Origin of the sequence: Clostridium sp. L2-50 (assembly GCF_000154245.1) — a bacterium.
Lineage (GTDB): Bacteria > Bacillota > Clostridia > Lachnospirales > Lachnospiraceae > Coprococcus.
The window spans coordinates 154,134-175,265 of the sequence record NZ_DS480318.1 but is presented as its reverse complement, the minus strand read 5'-3'; the positions used below and the strand labels follow the sequence as shown (position 1 = coordinate 175,265).

General features: G+C 43.2%; 14 protein-coding genes. 2 read left to right on the top strand and 12 right to left on the bottom strand.

The window, feature by feature from the left end; translation table 11 throughout:
* Position 1: 1 nt before the first annotated feature.
* On the bottom strand, positions 2-472 hold the full coding sequence (locus tag CLOL250_RS06120; protein WP_008401381.1) for a hypothetical protein: 471 nt from the start codon (positions 470-472) through the stop codon (positions 2-4).
* A gap of 445 nt (positions 473-917) precedes the next feature.
* Between CLOL250_RS06120 and CLOL250_RS06115 the strand changes: the two genes are divergently transcribed.
* Positions 918-2,321 (top strand): MATE family efflux transporter, encoded by a 1,404-nt coding sequence (locus CLOL250_RS06115; RefSeq protein WP_008401380.1) that lies wholly within the window; start codon positions 918-920, stop codon positions 2,319-2,321.
* 123 nt (positions 2,322-2,444) lie between these two features.
* On the opposite strand, the gene CLOL250_RS06110 is transcribed toward CLOL250_RS06115, so the two are convergent.
* Complete coding sequence (locus tag CLOL250_RS06110) at positions 2,445-3,728, bottom strand: adenylosuccinate synthase (RefSeq protein ID WP_008401379.1); 1,284 nt, start codon at positions 3,726-3,728, stop codon at positions 2,445-2,447.
* 317 nt (positions 3,729-4,045) lie between these two features.
* On the opposite strand from CLOL250_RS06110, the gene CLOL250_RS06105 reads away from it, so the two are divergent.
* Positions 4,046-4,924: a LysR family transcriptional regulator gene (locus CLOL250_RS06105; RefSeq protein WP_008401378.1), complete on the top strand. Its 879-nt coding sequence runs from the start codon at positions 4,046-4,048 to the stop codon at positions 4,922-4,924.
* Positions 4,925-5,458: 534 nt separating this feature from the next.
* On the opposite strand, the gene purB is transcribed toward CLOL250_RS06105, so the two are convergent.
* The 10 genes from purB to CLOL250_RS13305 form a co-directional block, all read right to left on the bottom strand.
* Entirely contained in the window at positions 5,459-6,910 is a 1,452-nt protein-coding gene (gene purB / locus CLOL250_RS06100; protein WP_021944856.1) for an adenylosuccinate lyase, read from the bottom strand.
* Between the two features lie 21 nt (positions 6,911-6,931).
* Positions 6,932-8,407: an amidophosphoribosyltransferase gene (purF, locus tag CLOL250_RS06095; protein WP_008401375.1), complete on the bottom strand. Its 1,476-nt coding sequence runs from the start codon at positions 8,405-8,407 to the stop codon at positions 6,932-6,934.
* Between the two features lie 111 nt (positions 8,408-8,518).
* The gene (gene glmM, locus CLOL250_RS06090; RefSeq protein WP_008401374.1) at positions 8,519-9,871 is read right to left on the bottom strand and encodes a phosphoglucosamine mutase; all 1,353 of its coding nucleotides are present in this window, start codon (positions 9,869-9,871) and stop codon (positions 8,519-8,521) included.
* A gap of 34 nt (positions 9,872-9,905) precedes the next feature.
* Positions 9,906-10,817 (bottom strand): diacylglycerol/lipid kinase family protein, encoded by a 912-nt coding sequence (locus tag CLOL250_RS06085; RefSeq protein ID WP_044945269.1) that lies wholly within the window; start codon positions 10,815-10,817, stop codon positions 9,906-9,908.
* A 68-nt stretch (positions 10,818-10,885) separates the two neighbouring features.
* Complete coding sequence (gene queC, locus CLOL250_RS06080; protein WP_008401372.1) at positions 10,886-11,566, bottom strand: 7-cyano-7-deazaguanine synthase QueC; 681 nt, start codon at positions 11,564-11,566, stop codon at positions 10,886-10,888.
* Positions 11,567-11,579: 13 nt separating this feature from the next.
* Entirely contained in the window at positions 11,580-12,161 is a 582-nt protein-coding gene (folE, locus tag CLOL250_RS06075) for a GTP cyclohydrolase I FolE (protein ID WP_008401371.1), read from the bottom strand.
* A gap of 78 nt (positions 12,162-12,239) precedes the next feature.
* On the bottom strand, positions 12,240-12,908 hold the full coding sequence (queE, locus tag CLOL250_RS06070) for a putative 7-carboxy-7-deazaguanine synthase QueE (protein ID WP_008401370.1): 669 nt from the start codon (positions 12,906-12,908) through the stop codon (positions 12,240-12,242).
* A gap of 139 nt (positions 12,909-13,047) precedes the next feature.
* Positions 13,048-13,467, bottom strand: coding sequence for a 6-carboxytetrahydropterin synthase QueD (gene queD, locus CLOL250_RS06065; protein WP_008401369.1), 420 nt, complete (start codon positions 13,465-13,467; stop codon positions 13,048-13,050).
* 383 nt (positions 13,468-13,850) lie between these two features.
* Positions 13,851-15,338, bottom strand: coding sequence for a threonine synthase (thrC, locus tag CLOL250_RS06060; RefSeq protein ID WP_008401368.1), 1,488 nt, complete (start codon positions 15,336-15,338; stop codon positions 13,851-13,853).
* Positions 15,339-15,571: 233 nt separating this feature from the next.
* The gene (locus CLOL250_RS13305) at positions 15,572-20,950 is read right to left on the bottom strand and encodes a glycoside hydrolase family 9 protein (RefSeq protein ID WP_274922249.1); all 5,379 of its coding nucleotides are present in this window, start codon (positions 20,948-20,950) and stop codon (positions 15,572-15,574) included.
* Positions 20,951-21,132: the final 182 nt, after the last annotated feature.

Sequence of the window (21,132 nt, the reverse complement as noted above, 5' to 3'; positions counted from 1 at the left end):
TTTACCTTCTTTCTGTCTCACTTTCCTGATAAATTCCCATCTTCTTTAACAAATGATAATAGATTGCATCGCACTTCTCACGTTTACCGCTGAACGGCAGTACGAATTGCTCTTTTCCTATATCTATCTTTAATATGTAATATGGCATATGTGGATCAGGGATGACCAGATTCACATTTGTAATCTTATCGTATGGTGTATGATAGGATTTCCTTCCCTTTTCTATTACCAGTTCATCGTCTTCAAAACGATAGGTCAGATCAAATGCCGATTTGCGAAATGAAGATTTCACAAGCATCAATCCATATGCCGCAAGTGCAAGTCCAAATGCCAGCTTGAATATCCGTCCGCCGGCACTGCCATGTGTTTTGATCATTAACAGAATAAATGCTGCTCCGATAGCAACAAAAAAGACACCCACCATCCGGTATGCAATTCTGGTTGCTCTGTTTTTCTTTACGGTATGCTGCATGTGTTTTCCTCGTTCTTTCTGTATATTTTCTGTTCTCTATTATATTTTCTACAGTCATAAAAAGCAAGCCAGAGTAAACATGACATTTTGCACTAAAACCCCCGACAAAAAACATGATTTTTACCAGATTGATTTTTCTTATAAAAAGAAGTAATATCCAGTATGCATTTAGAATATGGAAGTCGTTGCGGGCAGTTTATTTAATAGAATCATACAACTTGCCAATACAGGGACATTTGAGTCCGCCGGTACTCACATTTTGCACTTAGTGAGTGCTCGCACGAACTTAGAGCAAAAGCGCACCCTTGTGGTGCGATGGCGCATAAGCGGCATCTTAGTACCGCTGCAGGACTCAACGAGCGGAAGCGTTTCCTGTTGGCAATGTCAGTATGATTCGTAAATAAACTGTTCGCAACGACTAAACTAACACAAGGAGGTAAAATCATTGAAAAACTTACTGAAAAAAATTAACGGTTCCAAGGATCTGACTGAAGGCAATCCTATGAAACTGATCTTGAACTTTGGACTGCCATTATTATTTGGGCTTTTATTCCAGCAATTTTATAACATGGTCGATACGATCATCGTTGGTAAATTTCTGGGTGTCGATGCACTTGCAGCCGTCGGCTCAACCGGATCGATCAACTTTATGATACTCGGTTTCTGCATCGGTATCTGCAATGGTTTTGCCATCCCGGTTGCTCAGGCCTTTGGAGCAAAGGACACTGATAATATGAAGAAGTACATTACAAACTGTGTCTGGGCTTCGATCTTCTTCGCTGCCGTTATGACAGTTGCAGTCGGAATTCTTACCAGAAATATTCTGATCTGGATGAAGACACCGGACAGCATCCTGGATCAGGCATTTATCTACATATTTATTATATTTATGGGAATACCTGCAACCTTCCTTTATAATATGGTTTCCGGTATCCTGCGTTCTCTCGGCGACAGTGTAACCCCTGTTGTCTGTCTGATCGCATCCTCCCTGTTAAATATCGTACTGGATATCCTGTTAGTTCGTCCGATGGGTGTCGCCGGTGCTGCTGTTGCAACCGTTGTTGCACAGGCAATCTCCGGTGTCGGCTGTCTGATCTATATGTGTAAGAAGCTCGGATATCTTCATTTTACAAAACAGGACTGGGCATTTAGTATGCGCCACTGTCTGACCTTATGCGGTATGGGTGTTCCGATGGGGCTTCAGTATTCGATCACAGCGATCGGCAGTGTTATTCTTCAGGCTGCAGTTAATTCGATGGGTGAATCCGTTATCGCTGCCGTATCCGCCGGAACAAAGATTTCCATGTTCCTCTGCTGTCCGTTTGATGCCATGGGATCGACAATGGCAACCTACGGCGGACAAAATGTCGGTGCTAAGAAAATGGATCGTGTGGATGCCGGCTTAAAGGCATGTATCAAACTCGGTATTGTCTATGCGATTCTTGCATTTGTATTTATCCTGTTATTCGGCAAGAATCTGGCACTGCTTTTCCTGGATGCAGAAGAAACAGAGATCATCAAGCTTGTATATTATTTCCTGCTTGGCAACTCAGGAGCTTACATCCTGCTTGCCCTTGTAAATATCGTCCGGTTTATGATTCAGGGACTCGGCTACTCCGCATTTGCCGTTATCGCAGGTATCTGTGAAATGGTTGCCCGTACGATCGCAGGCTTTATCCTGGTACCAAAATTCGGTTATGTCTTTGTAGCACTCGGCAGTCCGCTCGCATGGATATTTGCAGATATCTTCCTGATTCCTGCCTATATCTATGTTGTAAAACGTCTTCGCCGCAAGTTCGGTCAGGAGACCCCGGCGATGCTGAAGCGTTGTCAAAAGAACCTTGCATAATATATTCTAATACAGCTTTTTCCATATAATCAAAAAACCATACCGGCAGCATATATATTTTTTATGTGATTTACCTATCCACCCAAATATATATGCTGTCAGTATGGTTTTTCTTTTTATTTCTTATTTATTTCTGTAGATAATGTCGGTTCTCTTTGGTCCGTTTGAAACCATAGTGATCGGATATCCGATATGTTTCTCAATGAACTCAATGTAGTTTCTGCAGTTCTCCGGAAGATCTTCGTAGTTCTTGATACCACGGATATCTGTCTTCCATCCCGGCAGAACCTCATATACAGGCTTTGCTTTCTTTAACTTAGCTGTTGTAGGGAAGTCTGTTGTTACTTCACCATCGATATCGTATCCGACACATACAGGAATCTCATCCAGATAACCCAGTACATCAAGTACGGTAAATGCTACATCTGTTGTTCCCTGCATACGGCAGCCATACCTGGAAGCTACACAATCGAACCATCCCATACGTCTTGGACGTCCGGTTGTTGCACCGTACTCACCGCCGTCACCACCACGACGTCTTAACTCATCTGCTTCATCTCCGAAGATCTCGCTGACGAATTCACCGGCGCCTACAGCACTTGAATATGCCTTTACTACTGTTACGATCTGCTTGATCTCATATGGAGGGATACCGGCACCGATCGCACCATAAGCAGCCAGTGTGGACGATGATGTAACCATAGGATAAATACCATGATCCGGGTCCTTTAATGTTCCAAGCTGACCTTCTAACAAAATTGTCTTGCCAGCTTTGATCGCCTCATGAAGATATGCGGATACATCACATACATATGGCTCTACGATAGCCTTGTACTCCATCAATGTTTCATATACTTCATCTACTGTAAGAAGCGGCTTCTTATACAGATACTCAAGCAGAACATTCTTGGATGCGATAACTCTGCTGATCTTATCCTTCAATTCTTCCTCTGTGTCAAACAGTTCGCTTACCTGGAAACCGATCTTTGCATATTTGTCTGAATAGAATGGTGCGATACCTGACTTTGTAGATCCGAATGACTTACCGGCCAGTCTCTCCTCCTCGTACTCATCAAACAGAATGTGATATGGCATAACCATCTGTGCTCTGTCTGAGATCAGGATCTTTGGCATTGGGACTCCCTTTTCTACGATGCTGTTCAGCTCTTTGAACAGAACCGGGATATTTAATGCTACACCATTTCCGATAACACTTGTTGTATGATCATAGAAACAACCGGACGGAAGTGTATGCAATGCAAATTTACCATAGTCATTTACAATTGTGTGACCTGCATTTGCACCACCCTGAAATCTGACAATAATATCAGATGTTTCCGCCAGCATATCTGTTATTTTACCTTTTCCTTCGTCGCCCCAGTTGGCTCCGACAACCGCTCTTACCATATTTTTATCCTCGCTTTCATGGCATTTTCCCGGAAATATCTTCCGAAATTGAACTCAATTACTTTTACATTATAGCATGTATGTATTATAAGTAAAATCGATATTAATTATATATAACATAAGTTGTACTTATATTTATTCTTTACAAATACACAGGTTCGGTTTACACTTTATATACAACAATTAGCATAACTGCATTTCTATATTTGATATCGTGTATACATCATTTGATATACATGTACCCGATATATGCATATGCATGACCTTAATAACGTTTTTACAATTATCTGTAATAAAATTAACCGGGAGTTTCGACTATGAATATTAATTATGAATATTATAAGATTTTCTATTATGTGGCAAAGACAGCAAGCATCTCTGCTGCTGCTAAAGAACTGTGCGTATCCCAGCCCGCTGTCAGTCAGGCGGTCAAATCTTTAGAACAGGCAATCGGTATCAACCTGTTCATCCGGACGAAAAAAGGTGTATCCCTGACAGGTGCAGGCGAACTTCTCTACAAACATGTAGCCGAAGGATACGAGGCAATCTCCATGGGCGAACAGCAGCTTGCCAGATTGATGCACTTGGAAACCGGCGAGATCCGGATCGGAGCCAGTGATATGACACTCCAGTTCTATCTGCTTCCGCATCTCGAACGCTTCCACCAGCTCTATCCCGGCATCAAGGTACATGTAACAAATGCTCCGACCCCAAGTACGATCGACCACTTATTTGCAAATAACATTGACTTCGGTATCGTTACAACTCCTCTCCCACAGAATCCGAACATGGAGATTCGAAACGCACGGGAGATCGAAGATATCTTTATAGCCGGTCCAAGATTTAACGACCTGAAAGGTAAAGTTCTCGACTATCCGGATCTGCAAAAGCTTCCGATCATCTGTCTGGAAAATGACACCAGCACAAGAGCCTATGTAGATCAGTTTCTTGCAAATGAAGGCGTCACGCTGACCCCTGAATTCGAGCTTGCAACCAGTGATATGATCGCACAGTTTGCAAAGAGAAACCTTGGGATCGGATCGATCGTGGCTGACTTTGCCGGTGACTATATTGACCGTGATGAGATCTTTCGGTTAAATTTCAAGAAGCACATCCCCAAGCGGAACATGTGCATCATCAGTGACCGCAGGCGTGGCATGAGCATCGCCGCTATGAAGTTGATGGAATTGCTGTAGCTTTCCTGTCATCCGATAATTGGTCCTTCACCTGTTTCTCCGGCATCCCTCTATGATAACGTGTTGCGGTTTCTGTTTGATGCACATACCTGATTCGTACATACTCCTGTGTAAACTCGCCCTTCGGGCTCAGACATACACTCGTATGTACTGGTAATGTGCATCGCACGACGAAATCCTCACAATGTCATCATAGAGGGATGCCGGAGAAACAGGTGAAGGACCAATTATCGGATGACAGATAGGCTACCTTTACAGTAAACCTTTAACTGTTAATGAACTTCTGAGCTATATTGATTATAACGCTATAACAAAATATCACATGAATTAAACAGGGATGCATATCCCCTTGTAATGACATTGTGAGGATTTCGTTATGAAGTGCACATTACCAGTAAATGCGAGTGCTTGTTTGAGCCAAAAGCGAATTAGCACAAGAGCATTTACGAATCAGGTATGTGCACTGAATAGAAACCACAACGCGTCATTACAGTGGGATATGCATCCCTAATTGATTCATGTGATATTTAACTTTTATACGTTGATCTCAGCGGTCATGCCAAGTATGTCTTTATTTGCATCAAGTACCGGCTTTACAACCTCTGTGATGAATTCCTCGGTCTGCTCCGGTGCGCGTCCGACAAAGTTCTTTGGCTCAAGGATGGCTTCGATCTCTTCCTTGGTCATGCCAAATGCAGGATCTGCTGCAATCAGATCAACAAGGTTATTTTCCTTGCCCTCTTTCTTTACAGTTGCGCCTGCCTGCATGGAGTATTCACGGATAAGCTCATGCAGCTCCTGACGATTGCCGCCACGTTTTACAGCATCCATCATGATATTCTCAGTTGCCATAAACGGAATCTCCTTCATGAATCTCTGATAGATAACCTTATCATATACAACCAGACCATCTACAACATTCAGGTACAGGTCTAAGATACCGTCAATTGCAAGGAATGCTTCCGGAACAGATACACGCTTGTTTGCGGAATCATCCAGCGTTCTCTCAAACCACTGTGTTGCTGCTGTAAATGCAGGATTTAATGCATCAGCCATAACGTAGTTTGATAAAGATGCAATTCTCTCACTTCTCATCGGATTTCTCTTATATGCCATTGCTGATGAACCGATCTGGTTCTTTTCAAATGGCTCCTCGATCTCTTTTAAGTGCTGTAACAGACGGATATCATTTGAGAACTTATGTGCACTCTGTGCAATACCGGAAAGTACATTTAAGACTCTGGAATCTACCTTACGGGAATAAGTCTGTCCTGATACAGGATAGCATGCTTCAAATCCCATCTTCTCTGCGATCTTCTTATCGATCTGGCGAACCTTCTCATGATCTCCGTTAAAGAGCTCTAAGAAGCTTGCCTGCGTTCCTGTTGTTCCCTTACATCCAAGGAGCTTCTGCTGACCGATCATGTAATCCAGATCAGACAGATCTAACATCAGTTCCTGAAGCCATAAGGTTGCACGCTTACCAACAGTTGTTGGCTGTGCAGGCTGGAAATGGGTAAATGCCAGTGTCGGCAGATCTTTATATTCCATAGCAAACTTGGACAGTTCGTTGATTACATTTAATAATTTCTTTCTGACAAGCTTCATAGCCTCTGTCATAACGATAACATCTGTGTTATCACCAACATAGCAGCTTGTTGCTCCCAGATGGATGATGCCGGCAGCCTTTGGGCACTGAACGCCGTATGCATATACATGGCTCATAACATCATGACGAACCATCTTCTCACGCTCTTTTGCTACATCATAATTGATGTCCTCTGCATGTGCCTTTAACTCATCGATCTGCTCCTGTGAGATAACCGGCTTGCCGTTTTCAGAAAGGCCGAGTTCATACTCCGTTTCTGCAAGGGCGATCCATAATTTTCTCCATGTCTTAAACTTCTTATCCGGAGAGAAAATATACTGCATTTCTTTACTTGCATATCTCTCGCAGAATGGGCTTGTGTATCTGTCTGTACTCATTTTTACCTCTCCTGTATTTCTTTATTTTACTTTTGAATCTTCACCGCGTTTGAAATTCTCATGTTCTCCGCGGATATCTTCCTTTGGTGGCTCCATCGGATATTCCCCTGTAAAGCAGCCGTGGCAGTACTGTCTTCCACCGGAGATCTCTACCAGCCGCTCCTTGCGAAGATAAGCAAGGGAATCGGCGCCGATGATCTTGCAGATCTCATCAACCGAACGGTTATATGCTATCAACTGCTCTCTGTCCGGGATATCCGTTCCAAAATAACAAGGATATAAGAACGGAGGCGAACTGATCCTTACATGAACTTCCTTTGCGCCAGCCTCGCGAAGCATTCCTACGATACGGTCTGAGGTTGTACCTCTGACAATGGAATCATCGATCATGATGATACGCTTGCCCTTTACCGCTTCTTTTAATACATTTAACTTCACGCGGACACTGGACTCTCTCTGGCTCTGCTGTGGCTTAATGAATGTTCTGCCGACATAGCCATTCTTGACAAATGCCGTTCCGTATGGAATGCCGGATTCCAGTGAATATCCCTGAGCTGCTGCATTTCCCGATTCCGGAACACCTACAACCATATCTGCATCTACCGGACTGTCCTTTGCAAGACATCTTCCCGCGATCAGTCGGGATTCATAGATTCCCATTCCGTCAAATACGGAATCCGGACGAGCAAAATAGATATATTCAAAGATACATCTTGCATGCTTCTCCTGACACATATCCTTATAGGACTGAATACCATACTCAGGCGAGATCGTTACGACCTCTCCGGGCTCTACATCACGGATAAATTCTGCACCGATCGTATCAAGGGCGCAGCTTTCCGATGCAAGGATATAGGCATTATCACGTTTTCCGATACAGAGCGGGCGGAATCCAAACGGATCTCTGGCTCCGATCAGCTTTCTTGGACTCATTACTACAAGTGAATAAGATCCCTTCACTTTTCTGAGTGCTTTCATAACTGCTTCCTCGGCACTTGCACTGTTCACACGTTCTCTTGCGATATGATAAGCAATAACCTCGGAGTCAATCGTCGTCTGGAAGATCGCACCTGTAAGTGCCAGTTCCTTACGAAGCTCCGGCGCATTGATCAGATTACCATTGTGTGCAAGACCAAGTGTACCTTTTACATAGTTTAAGACTAATGGCTGAGCATTTTCTATCGTACTCGCGCCGGCAGTTGAATATCTGACATGTCCGACACCGATATTTCCTTTTAATTTCTCAAAGGATTCCGGTGTGTACACCTCATTTACCAGACCCATGCCCTTCATGGAGCTTACCTTCCCCTTGGGACCTTCCGTGTCTGATACTGCAATACCACAGCTCTCCTGTCCTCGATGCTGCAATGCAAACAATCCATAATAAATGGAGGTTGCAACATCATTGTTGTCAAAATCATACATTCCGAAAACACCACATTCTTCATGCATCTTGTCATCATTCTCAAAATAATGGGATCTTATATTCTCGTTCATGTTTTGCCTCTCGTATTTTATTTTTTAACACACTAAGACTTTATACGTTTTCTGTTTTTCTGTCAATGTTGGAATGTGAAAAATTATTCCGGAAATTAACAGCCATTTTCTCTATATTGCATAACCTTTCTCTTTGATCAGATCTACCATCTGATATACATATTTGTTGCAGAGTTCATCACTCTCTGCTTCTACCATAACACGGATAAGCGGTTCTGTTCCGCTCTGGCGAAGAAGAAGTCTTCCGTCAGAACCAAGCTCCTCTGCGATCTTCTGATTTAATGCCTGCACATCCGGATCATTCATAACCGCATCCTTACTGGATACCTTTACATTTACCAGAAGCTGCGGGAAGATTGTCAGGCTCTTGAAGCACTCTGATAATTTACATTTGCGTTCCAGAATAACTTCCATGATCTTCAAAGACGTCAATACACCATCTCCGGTCGTTGCATATTTGGAGAAGATGATATGTCCTGACTGTTCGCCGCCGATAGAATATCCATGCTCCATCATGGATTCAAATACATATTTGTCACCGACTGCTGTCTTATCATAGGAGATTCCCTTCTTATCCAATGCTTTATATAAGCCAAGGTTTGACATGATCGTTGTTACGATCGTATTCTTATTCAGTTCTCCGCGTTCCTTCATATAACGTCCGCAGACATACAGGATCTTATCTCCGTCTACTAACTCGCCCTTATCATCAACGCACAGACAACGATCTGCATCACCGTCATAAGCAAATCCTACGTCCAGTCCTTTTTCTACTACAAACTTCTGCAGTCCCTCAATGTGGGTAGATCCACAATTTGTATTGATATTGGTTCCGTCCGGATCATTATTGATCACATAGGTCTTTGCTCCGAGTGCATCAAATACTGCCTTTGCAACCTGATAGGCTGCACCGTTTGCGCAGTCCAGTCCAACTCTCATATTCTTAAAGGATCGGGTAGGGATCGTCATCAGGTATCCCATGTAACGATTTCTTCCCATGGAGTAATCAACCGTGCATCCGATATTTTCTTTTGTAGCCAGCGGAATCTCCGGAATCTCACCATCGATATAACGCTCAATCTCTTCTTCAACCGCAGCCTCTAATTTGTAACCCATGCCATTGATGATCTTGATACCATTATCATAGTATGGATTATGACTTGCCGAGATCATGATTCCACAGTCAAAACCATCGGTTCTGACAATATAGGAAACACTCGGTGTCGGTGTTACATGCATCAGATATACATCTGCACCACTTGCCGTTAAGCCTGCGACCAGCGCATATTCAAACATATAACTTGAACGTCTGGTATCCTTACCGATAACCACCTTTGCCTTGCCTTCCGGATTCTTCTTGCCATAATAATAGCCAAGATAACGTCCGACCTTGAAGCTGTGCTGTACAGTAAGATCCTTATTTGCTTCACCTCTGAATCCATCTGTTCCAAAATATTTACCCATAACTGTAAACCTCTTTCTTTCAACTCAGTTTGAACTACTTAACTTCTTCTTTTTCTTCTTCCGGTGATACCAGTAGAGCGATTGCCCGTCTGTGAACCGATATCTCTGATCTGGTATATTCTCCACCATATTCACCATCCAGGGTCCATGCGATCGGCTCTTCGCTCTCGATCACAACACGATTCGTACGGAATGCCACCATATTCGTCTCATTTGTATTTCCAAGGAGCAGCGAATTGATGATTCTCTGGAGATCTGCAAAATTCTGGATCTTACGGATCAGAACTCCTTCGAACAAGCCATCGTCGAATTCAACTCCATGGCTGGTCAGACTCTTATATCCACCAACCGATACTGAATTCGATATCATACCGAACATGAACTCACCGGTATATGTCTGGTTATTAAATTCAATCTTCAGATTATATGTCGGAACATTTACAAGACTCTTCATACCCTGTAATACATATGCAGCATGTCCTAAAATATTCTTCATATTCTGAGGGGTTGCATAAGATGTATCCGAAAAAATGCCAAACGCCGCAACATAGACAAAATAATTCTTATTCAGTTCTCCGACATCTACCGAAAAAGGTGCGGCCGCGACAAGCTGTTCCGCTGCCTCGATTGCTTCCTTCGGAATCTCAAGGCTTCTGGCATAATCATTTGTCGAGCCACATGGGATATACCCCAACGGCCGATTCAGTCCACATTCCATAAATCCCGTAACCGTATTACCAAGAGTTCCGTCACCTCCGGCACATACGATCACATCGTAGTTCTCTCCTTCTTCTTTTACGACACGGGCAGCATCACCGACTCCCTGTGTCAGATAAATTCTGACTTCATAGTCTTTCTTGCAAAAGATATCTATGACATCTATAAGACAATTCTTCAAAGTTGTTCGTCCCGCTTTGGGATTTACAATAAACAGCATTTTTTTCATAATCATACCTCATTACTGTTTACAGGAACGCATTTATCCGATTGCTCTGTTCCCGTCCGGTTTATGCTTTATGCATTGTGATTCTTTTTATATTCCATGTAGAGATCATATCCCTTTTTTCTGAGCTTACAGGATGGACAGTGACCGCATCCTTCGCCCGGAATACCATTATAACAGGTAAGGGTCATATCTCTGATAACATCGAGTCCGTCGAGTTCATCTGCCAGCTTCCAGGTCTCCATCTTATCGATCCACATCAATGGTGTGATGATATCGAATTCATAGTCCATCGCAAGATTCAGTGTTGTATTCAATGATTTGATGAAAATATCTCTGCAGTCAGGATAGCCGGAGAAATCACTCTGGCTGACACCGGTTATAATGTCGCTGACGCCCTTCTGCTTCGCATAGATCGCTACAAATGTCAGAAATACCATATTTCTTCCATCTACAAATGTATTCGGTGTACCGACCTCCGGTGCATTCTCGTCTACCTTCATCTCACTTCTTGTCAATGAATTTGGTGCAAGCTGATTCAACAGACTCATATCCAGAATATGATGCTCTACTCCAAATTTTTCAGCAATCTTCTTTGCACATTCTAATTCTTTTATATGCTTTTGTCCATAGTCAAATGATACTGCGTATACTTTTTTATACTTCTTAAGCGCCCATAACAAACAGGTCGTACTGTCCTGTCCACCACTGAATACAACAACTGCTTCATCTCTGTTCTTCAAATTCTGCATCTTTCATATCCTCCTATCGGTTCATCATCAATACTTTATTCTGTAAATTCACATCATTCTCAAATGCACCACGGAACGTCGTTGTATAGGTCTTCGTTCCCGGCTTCTTAATGCCCCTTGCTGTCATGCAGCTATGATTGGCCTCGATCAGTACGGCTACATCCGGTGAGCCTGCTGCCTTTCCAACCACATATGCGATATCGGATCCGATCCGCTCCTGAAGCTGCAACCGCTTCGCTACCATGTCTGCAATCCGTGCGATCTTGCTGAGTCCTAAGACCCTGCCATGTGGGATGTATGCCACTGACACCTTCATATCATACATCAATGCCATATGATGTTCGCAGTAGCTAAACACCTCGATATCCTTTACGAATACCATATCACTTGTATGTGCTGCATCTTCCTCTTTGAATGTCTTGCCAAACATCTCAGCAATCTCATCGTTGGTATAATTCATTCCCTCAAATACTTCTTCATACATTCGCGCAACACGGTCCGGTGTCTCTTTTAAGCCTTCCCGGTCAGGGTCATCACCAAGCGCTACAAGGATTCCACGAATATGCTCCTTTATTGCTTCTTTATCAATTGCCATTTCTACTCCATTCTCTTATTACTCTTAATCTATTATCCAAATAATATGTTAATATCGATATCTGCGGTTTCATCCGTTTTACACTCCGCGCATCTCCGGATCCCAGATATACTTATGAAGCTGTAACTGTAATTTTACACCATTCATTTCATTCTCGATCATAAAATCAACGATATCCTCCGGATTGATCTTACCGTATACCGGACTGATATAGACGTTTGATTTGATATCCAATGCCCATTCATGAATAATGTCTCTTGCTGTTTCCAGATCCTTGATCGAGCCGGATACGAACTTTACCGCATCCTTCTTATCAATGTAGTTATAATTTGAAAAGCACATATTACTTTCCATTCCGCTTCCCGGAAGCTTATAATCAAGTGTAAATGCTACCCGGTCTGTCAGTGCTTTAAACTCTGCGATATCAACACTTCCGTTTGTCTCTACTTCTACCTGAAGCTCCTCATCCATCGCCAGCATCAGGAGCAGCTTATCGATATCCTTCTGGATCAATGGTTCTCCACCGGTTAATGTCACGTTTCTGACTCCGGTTCGTTTGATATAGTCATAGATTTCTTCATCCGTCAGTTCTTCGTATGGGGCATCTGCTTCATTTGCCCATTTGGTATCACAGTAACTGCAATTCAGGTTGCAGCCTGTAAAACGAATAAATACTGCCAATTCTCCGGCTTTTACGGATTCACCGTTGATGCTGACAAATCGTTCCGCTACTTTAAATTTTGCCATTTCTATTTCCTTCTTACTTTTTGTATATGATATCCTTCGATGTCATTTATCTATTATGACATCCTTGATCTTGCCTGTTATTTATTCTAAGTCTTTTTTGTCTTATATTATTTTACACTATATAGTTTTTCTTCTGCTATTATGCCATATACGTTGCTGCATTGGTCGGGGTCTCATAAACTGTGGTACGAATCACCTGATATCCCTTATCTGCCATATATTCATAAAAATACTTTGCCAGATTCTCTGCTGTCGGACGCATCGGAAGCTCGATGATACGGAACTGTTCTTCTGCCAGTGCTTCCATCGTCTTTTCCTTCAATGTACCTTTCTCCATGATCAGGCAATGATCCATCTCTTCTGTTTTCTCTCTGAGATCCTTTTTCAGATCTCCAAAATCTACAACCATGCCTCTGGTCTGTCCGTCCTGCATCAGCTTCTCGCCGCCGACTTCAACTTCAACCGTCCAGCGGTGTCCGTGCAGATTTCTGCATTTACCCTCATAGCCCGCAAGGAAATGCGCGCTGTCAAAACTTGAATTTGTCTTTAAACTGTACATATCTTCCTCTTTCTTTTATTTTCGAATGTTATATTGCACAGCTGTCAGCTTGTACGATGTAATCGCCCGACTTGTTTCGTTTCTATTCGACCTGCACGCCTATTTGTCAGCAGTCGCCCAAACTCACCCATACGGGTTCAAACATGGGCTTGGTGCTGACAGCTAGTGCAGGTCTCATAACGAAACTACACAAATGTCGATGCTTATTACATCGTACAAGCTGACAGCTGTGCAATATAACATTCCTATGTAAAAAACGCGCATATAGGAAAATGCCCTTCATGCGCGTGTTTTCCTAGTTTTGTTTAGTGACAGGATGGTATTAATGAACTGTCAGTTATTCTGTTTCTGCATTGTCTGTCATATCTGACCGGCATCTGTTTTTAGATGTTTAAGAACTTCTTTACGACGCTCTCCATTTCTTCTTTGTCACATACTGTGTCGTGAAGAACAGGAGCTGTACGGATGTCCTCAATCGCCTGTGGAACCTTTACACCGGATAACTTGCAGAGCTCATCAACTAATTCAAAGTCACTCTTTGCTGCATAAGCTTCGTCGATAGATTCCATAACACTTCTTGTAAACTTGTATGGGCTTGCTGTAGAAGCGATAACCGTAGGAGTCTTATCTCCTGTTTCTTTTACATACTTGTCATATACGGTTGCTGCTACTGCTGTATGTGTATCCATGATATAAGAATCCGACTCATATACTTTCTTGATCGTTGCCGAGGTTTCTGCTTCTGTTGCATAACCGCCCGCAAATTCAGCAAGCTTTGCTTTCATCTCATCTGTGATCGTATATACACCTTCTGTGCTTAACTGCTTCATCAGTGCTGCATTCTTCTCTGCATCATTTCCTGCGATCTTGTAGATCAGTCTCTCTAAGTTGCTTGAGATCAGGATATCCATAGATGGTGATGTTGTTAAGATAAATTCACGATTTCTGTCATAAGTACCTGTTGTAAAGAAATCATATAATACCTTGTTGTCATTTGATGCACATACGAACTTCGCGATCGGAAGTCCCATTTCTTTTGCATAATATGCTGCAAGGATATTTCCAAAGTTACCGGTTGGTACAACAACATTGATCTTGTCGCCAGCCTTGATCGTTCCGTCCTTAACCAGTCTTGTATATGCATATACATAATAAACCATCTGCGGAACCAGACGTCCGATATTGATTGAATTAGCTGATGAGAACTGATATCCTTTCTCGTCCATGTATGAAGCAAGCTTCTCATCTGAGAACATCTTCTTAACACCTGTCTGTGCGTCATCGAAGTTGCCTGTAATTCCTACGACAAATGTATTTTCACCCTTCTGGGTTACCATCTGCTTCTCCTGGATCGGGCTTACACCATGCTTTGGATAGAATACGATGATCTTTGTTCCCGATACATCTGCAAATCCTGCAAGTGCTGCCTTTCCTGTATCACCGGAAGTAGCTGTCAGAATAACGATCTCGTTCTTTACATGATTCTTCTTTGCGGATGTTGTAAGCAGATAAGGAAGAATGGATAATGCCATATCCTTAAATGCAATCGTTGAACCGTGGAATAATTCCAGATAATATGCACCTGCTTTATGTACGAGTGGTGCGATCTCCGGTGTATCAAACTTCTTGTCATATGCTGAATTGATACAATGCTTTAACTCTTCTTCTGTAAAATCTGTAAACATCAGCTTCATTACTTCATAAGCAACCTGCTGATAGTTCATCTGCGCCAAATCTGTAAGGCTGACATCAAGAGCAGGAATACTGTCAGGAACAAATAATCCTCCTTCATTTGCAAGACCCTTTAAGATTGCTTCTGATGCGGTCGCTGTTTCATTTGCATTTCTTGTACTTCTGTATATCAATTCCATATGGCACTCTCCTTCTGTTTTATTTACTCTTTTGACTTATGCAGGCTTTCTTTTTCCGATGCTTTTATCCAGACATACTGAAATCAACCTGCAAGCGTCCACATTATAGCATACCCGTTTTCAAAACACAAGACGGCGGAAGCATCTATCAAATCTGTTTTTTATATTTTACAGGATCTGATCATTCTTCCGCCATCGTATTGTCTGTTTCCACCTGTTACAAATGGAAAAGATTATTTTACTTTAAGGGTAATGGTTGCTTTCTTACCGCTTCCGTCCTTTGCTTTTGCCGTGATCTTAACCGTTCCCTTCTTCTTTCCGGTTACCTTACCCTTGGCTGTTACCTTTGCAATCTTCGGATTACCGGAGGTCCAGGTCACCTCTTTACTGATTCCCTTTGTCGGAGTCAGATTTGCTTTTAAGGTTACGGACTGTTTCTTCTTGATCGTTACTTTCTTCACAGTCTTTTTCTTTGATGTGATCGTAACCTTCTTAACTGCCTTTTTCATGACTTTAACAGTATAAGTTGCTTTCACCTTACTGTTACCGACTGCTGTTGCGGTTACCTTGATCGTCTTACCCTTGGCAGCTTTCTTAACTGTCAGAACACCCTTGCTGTTGATAGAAGCATACTTCTTATCCGATTTACGGATCGTCCATTTTACTTTCTTATTTGTTGCTTTCTTAGGTGTAACCGTTGCCTTTAAGGTCAGTTTCTTGCCCGGAGCGATCTTTTTGGTTGCTGCCTGGATCTTGACCTTTGCCGGTTTGACCGTCTTCTTTGGTTCTTCGGTTGTTGGTTTCTCGGTCGTCGGCTTTTCGATCGTAGGTTTCTCGGTCGTCGGCTTTTCCGGATTCGGTGTTGGTGTCGGTGTTACAGTTTCTTTCTTCTTTACCGTAACGGTGCAGGAGCCTGTAACACCACTTCCGTCCTTCGCTGTTACCATAATAACTGCAGTTCCGGCACTTACTCCCTTCACTTCACCGGTCTGTGATACACTTGCCACTTTCTCGTTGCTGCTCTTCCAGTCAAATGTCTTCAGTGTTGCATTTGCCGGTATAACGACCGCTACTGCGATCCGTTCTGTATCACCAATATTTAATACCACGCTGGTCTTGTTTAACGTGATTTTCTCGATCAGGATCGTATCCGGGATCTCATCTCCATTTTCATCCTTTGGTTTCGACGAAAAGATATCCTTTGAACCTGAAGAGGATGCTACTGTATTGTCTCCAACCAGAATAATATTGTCTGATTTGATCGGTGGATTCTTCGTATCCTGATTCGCTCCGACCGTTACCTTGGAATCCTCGATCCGTACAGTATCTGCTTTGATCGCCGTTCCTGTCTCATCTGTACCTGCGACAAGCTCTGTATCCCGGATCAGAACTGTGCCGCCTGCTAAGACTCCTCCATCAACCGATACCTTTCCGCCTTTGATCGTTATGTCACCGGTCGCAGATATCTTACCGGAAACCATAAGCGTTCCGTCACCATTGATCACAAGTCCGCCGTCTGTCTCGACATTACCTGCGATCGTTATCGTTCCTTTTCTCACGATCTCGGTCTTACCACCAGCATTTTCGGTGATCTCAATAGCTCCGACCTCCGCCTGATCCAATGTGATCTTTGTTGCTCCACCTGCCTTAATAACAAGCTCCCTATTCTTTCCTGTGATCACATAGTCTTTGCCATCCTCTGTAAGTCTAAGAACCGGTTCTGTATAATCGACAGTTGTTCTTCCATCCTCTGTCCGTAATGCATCCTGATATTCTTTGTCCGCAATCTTTGCTATATCGATCGTATACGGATCCTGAACAAGTGTATATACCGTAAGCAATTCCACTGCTTTTCCTGCATATGCAGTTGCAGTTTCTGCATATCTGCCTGAAACCGTATACTTTGTAAAGCTTCGCAAACCTGTAAATTCAATTGTTTCGCCATTTGAAGCTGCCTGCTTCCACGTTGTTCCATCCACTGAATACCGGACGCCAGCCTGACCGGAGATCCGGATCGTATCCTTTGTTCTTGCAAGAAGTGCCACACTATCCGGAACCGCTGTCTGTTCTGCCTTCTGTACCTTTACAGAAACCATTTTCTTATATACAGCATCCTCATCTGTATCCTCGATCTGATACTGCTTCTTGCTTGCATCACTCCATGTAAATACAACTTCATACTGATTGGTTCCATTTGCTACTTCCTGTTCACCCATCTTCACATCCGGGGTGCTCCACGCAAATGTTCCGTACTCTTCAGAACCACCTGTCAGCACAGAATCTGAAAGTGTCTGTCCATATACCAGATCAGAAGCCTCCGGGAACGTGATAGCCGGAAGTCCTGCTCTGCTGACTATTACGGTCACATTCTGTGTGATCGTGCCTGCTGCCGCATCATACCCTGTAATCCGGTCAAATGCATAATTCTTCTTCACATCGGAACGAAGGGTCAACACCACCTGTCCCTGATACGTTCCTCGTTCCGGTTTCGTTGCTGCATCTGCCCATGCAAATGTTCCATAGGTCTCATCTCCACCAGATAACTTCGACTCAGAAAGTGTCTGACCGGTTACGATCATTCCTGCTGTCGGGAATGTAATACCCGTTACCGGACATTTCTCAACCGTTGCAGATACCGGGATCTGAAAGGACTGTCCATTATCTGCCTCTATCAACAGATTGTCACTGTAAGAACCTGCATCCTTACCTGTCTTTAATGCGATACCCACTGTTGTCTTATCTGACGCTGCAACCTTTATCGATGTATCGCCGGATATTTCAAATGGGCTGTCTGTGCCTTTTTCTAACGCTATCGTTACAAATCCTGTATCATTTCCCTCATTCTCTAATACAAATGATGCTGTCGATCCTGCTTCATATCCATAAATAACAGGATCACAGGTTAAAGCTGTCTGATCTGTAACAAATTCTGCCTTTGGTGCTGCCTTTACTGTCACCCTGCAGCTTGCTGTGAGATTTGTTCCATCTGTCGTTGTAGCTGTCACAGTTGTCTCACCTGCTCCGACCGCAGTTACTTTTCCTGTTTCCGAAACGGTCGCTACCTTCTCGTTTTCAGATTTCCATATCACCTTCTGTTCCGCAGTCTTCGGAGTAACCGTTGCGCGGATCGTAATGTCGAGTCCTTCTGTTAATTCAACGATCAGGCTATCCAGTTTGATGGCTGTTGCCTTTACTTCTTCCTCTGTATCACCACCGGAATTGGTTCCGTAATAAGTCTTCACGCCTACAGCACCAAGCTCTGTAGCAGATGCTGTCTTTGTACTGTAATTCGTTGTATTCTTCTTAGCATAGGATAAATATACAGTCTCATCATTCTTATGTACCAGATAAAGTCCGGCTGCCGCACCAACCAGTCCGGCATTATAATCAAGTGCTACTTCATTACAGAAATAATCTCCCTGATCATCCTTATAAGTTCCATCCGCCCCGGGTCCGCCTACCAATGCTCCAAGCAACGTATAATGATCACTGTTTATGATCTTTGAATCTGTCGATCTGGATGCCGCTCTGTGATGCGGATATTTACTGGAGTTCTCATTATAGCCTACGATATAGCATCGTTTATTCGGGTTATCGCCTAACATATAGTTCATCTGACTGGTTGCCCATTTGGCGTAAGTCGTTGTTCCTGTCAGCTTATCATACACAAGACCGGTAAACTGTTCTGCTGCACTGTATCTGCAGGAGCCCCAGTCACTGACACAGTTAAATACTCCATCGATCTTACTCTTGTTCGTGCAGACCTCTGTAATGCTTTTGAGCTTTGCGGTATCCTTCTGAAGCATACACGCCAGTGCTCCGGTATTTCCCCAGTCCAATACCCAATACTGATTCACGCCATTATCAGAATTATCTTTATAATCGTTATAAATAGAATTATAAGAAGTATCACCTGTAGCAGCTGCAAGTGTACTTGCAGCAAATGCATAATCATCACCATATGATCTTGATGCATAAAATGTTGATGCCCCATCAGTTGCACATGCTTTATTATTATTCTTTACAAATGTAAAGAGATCCTTTGCTGTCTTTAAATCCTCATCATTTCCAAAGTTAATATAGTTCAATGCCAGTGCTGCGATCGCAACACTCACTTCATCGGTAGCCGGATTGCTCGCATCTGCAAAGAATGCCGGACGATTTAAAGTCTGAGTTTCCGGTGCTGTCCATACACCATGATCTGTATTGCCGTCACCTACCTGATAACAGAATGCGATAACCTGATCTCCCTCGTACACTGTACACCGCTTAAAGTAATCGCAGAAATAATCCGTGATCTTCTTCAGATGTTCCTTCTGACCAAGCTCGTCAAATGCATCCTTGAACTGATAATAGCTCATTCCAAGCATGGATGCTGCATATCCCTGTGGAAGTCCGAATTTCACATGATCGCCTGCATCATGGAAGCCGCCGGAAGCATCTACATTGTAGGTCTTTCCGTTCTTTGTATATGTTACATTTTTATCGTAAGTATGGCAGTTGCCACGCCAGGAAAGTGCGCAGGTTCCTTCCAGATTGCCACACATATTTGCATCATAGAAATACAGGCTTTCCTGCAATGCCTTTGCATAGTTGAATTCTACATCCAGATCTTTATTCGTTGTGGTATCACCGGACGAGGTTCCACCGGAACCACCGGAGCCGCCTGTATTATCATCATTTGTCTCGCCCTTGGAATAATCCACAGAAGAAGAGGTTCCTTTGTTATAATAAACGGCTTTTACCTGAATACTGGATGCATCAATATATTTTGACGAGAAACCGCCACCCGGTATGTCCTTCTTCATCGTTCCTGCCGCAAGGACTGCATTTGCACCACTCTTCATCGGATACATATAGATCGTATCACCATCTGCCACAAAGGTTGCATTCCAACACTTAAATGCCGAAGCCGTACCGGATGGTACCTGCAGCACTACGATCCAGTCGCAGATTGATACCCCTGTATTGTTATTGATCGTCATTTCAAAGCCTGACCAGTCAGTACTTGGTGATCCCTGATTCGCCACAGTTGCTGTTACGCCTGATGAGTAATCTCTCTCTGTTCCAAAATCAGAAGAACCGGAATCACCACCTGATTCACTTCCTGAACTGCTGCCGGATTTTACCAGTACAGCCTCTGTGATCTTGTATGTGATACTTGTTACGTTCTCAAACTGAAAACCAAAATTATATAACTGACCGGATTTGCTATAGAACTGTGTCAGATCCAGTTCTACGGTCTGAGTGCCGGAGCCTGCATTCACATTGACCCATTCACCCTTCCATGTTCCTTTCGCGTTTACAAACGCCTGTCCGCCAACATTTCCTGTTCCGCTGGCTGATGATACCTCGAAGCTGACACGAAGCTTGGTAAGCCCCGCACTCTTAAGCTCCGACAGATCGCTGTATCCGCCATTTCCAAGATCAAGGCTGACCTGATTATCCACATTTCCACTTGCCGTCACCTGACCCGTACTGTAAGACAGAGCAATCGTCTCCTCCGCTGCCTCTGTCCTGTCCGAAGGAATCACCACAAGGCTTACTGTCATCGCAAATGACAGCATCCATGCTATGACCCTTGTAACCCATTTGTCCCTTTGTCTGCTCATACCTTCTCCTTCCTTTTTCTCAAAAGCCGTTCCGGTAATCCCACCCCTCATGTCATGAGCTCACCGAAACAATCCTTCTTATTCGCAGTTAAATCAATTATACCAATAACTTCCGGATCCCACAATGAAAATCCACTATCCATCCTTACAAATATTACCAGGTATTTTGTTCATATTAATCT

Coding starts and splice junctions, on each gene's coding strand:
- CLOL250_RS06120 (WP_008401381.1), bottom strand. CDS start 472: ATGCAGCATACCGTAAAGAAAAACAGAGCAACCAGAATTGCATACCGG.
- CLOL250_RS06110 (WP_008401379.1), bottom strand. CDS start 3,728: ATGGTAAGAGCGGTTGTCGGAGCCAACTGGGGCGACGAAGGAAAAGGT.
- CLOL250_RS06105 (WP_008401378.1), top strand. CDS start 4,046: ATGAATATTAATTATGAATATTATAAGATTTTCTATTATGTGGCAAAG.
- purB (WP_021944856.1), bottom strand. CDS start 6,910: ATGAGTACAGACAGATACACAAGCCCATTCTGCGAGAGATATGCAAGT.
- purF (WP_008401375.1), bottom strand. CDS start 8,407: ATGAACGAGAATATAAGATCCCATTATTTTGAGAATGATGACAAGATG.
- glmM (WP_008401374.1), bottom strand. CDS start 9,871: ATGGGTAAATATTTTGGAACAGATGGATTCAGAGGTGAAGCAAATAAG.
- CLOL250_RS06085 (WP_044945269.1), bottom strand. CDS start 10,817: ATGAAAAAAATGCTGTTTATTGTAAATCCCAAAGCGGGACGAACAACT.
- queC (WP_008401372.1), bottom strand. CDS start 11,566: ATGCAGAATTTGAAGAACAGAGATGAAGCAGTTGTTGTATTCAGTGGT.
- folE (WP_008401371.1), bottom strand. CDS start 12,161: ATGGCAATTGATAAAGAAGCAATAAAGGAGCATATTCGTGGAATCCTT.
- queE (WP_008401370.1), bottom strand. CDS start 12,908: ATGGCAAAATTTAAAGTAGCGGAACGATTTGTCAGCATCAACGGTGAA.
- queD (WP_008401369.1), bottom strand. CDS start 13,467: ATGTACAGTTTAAAGACAAATTCAAGTTTTGACAGCGCGCATTTCCTT.
- thrC (WP_008401368.1), bottom strand. CDS start 15,338: ATGGAATTGATATACAGAAGTACAAGAAATGCAAATGAAACAGCGACC.
- CLOL250_RS13305 (WP_274922249.1), bottom strand. CDS start 20,950: ATGAGCAGACAAAGGGACAAATGGGTTACAAGGGTCATAGCATGGATG.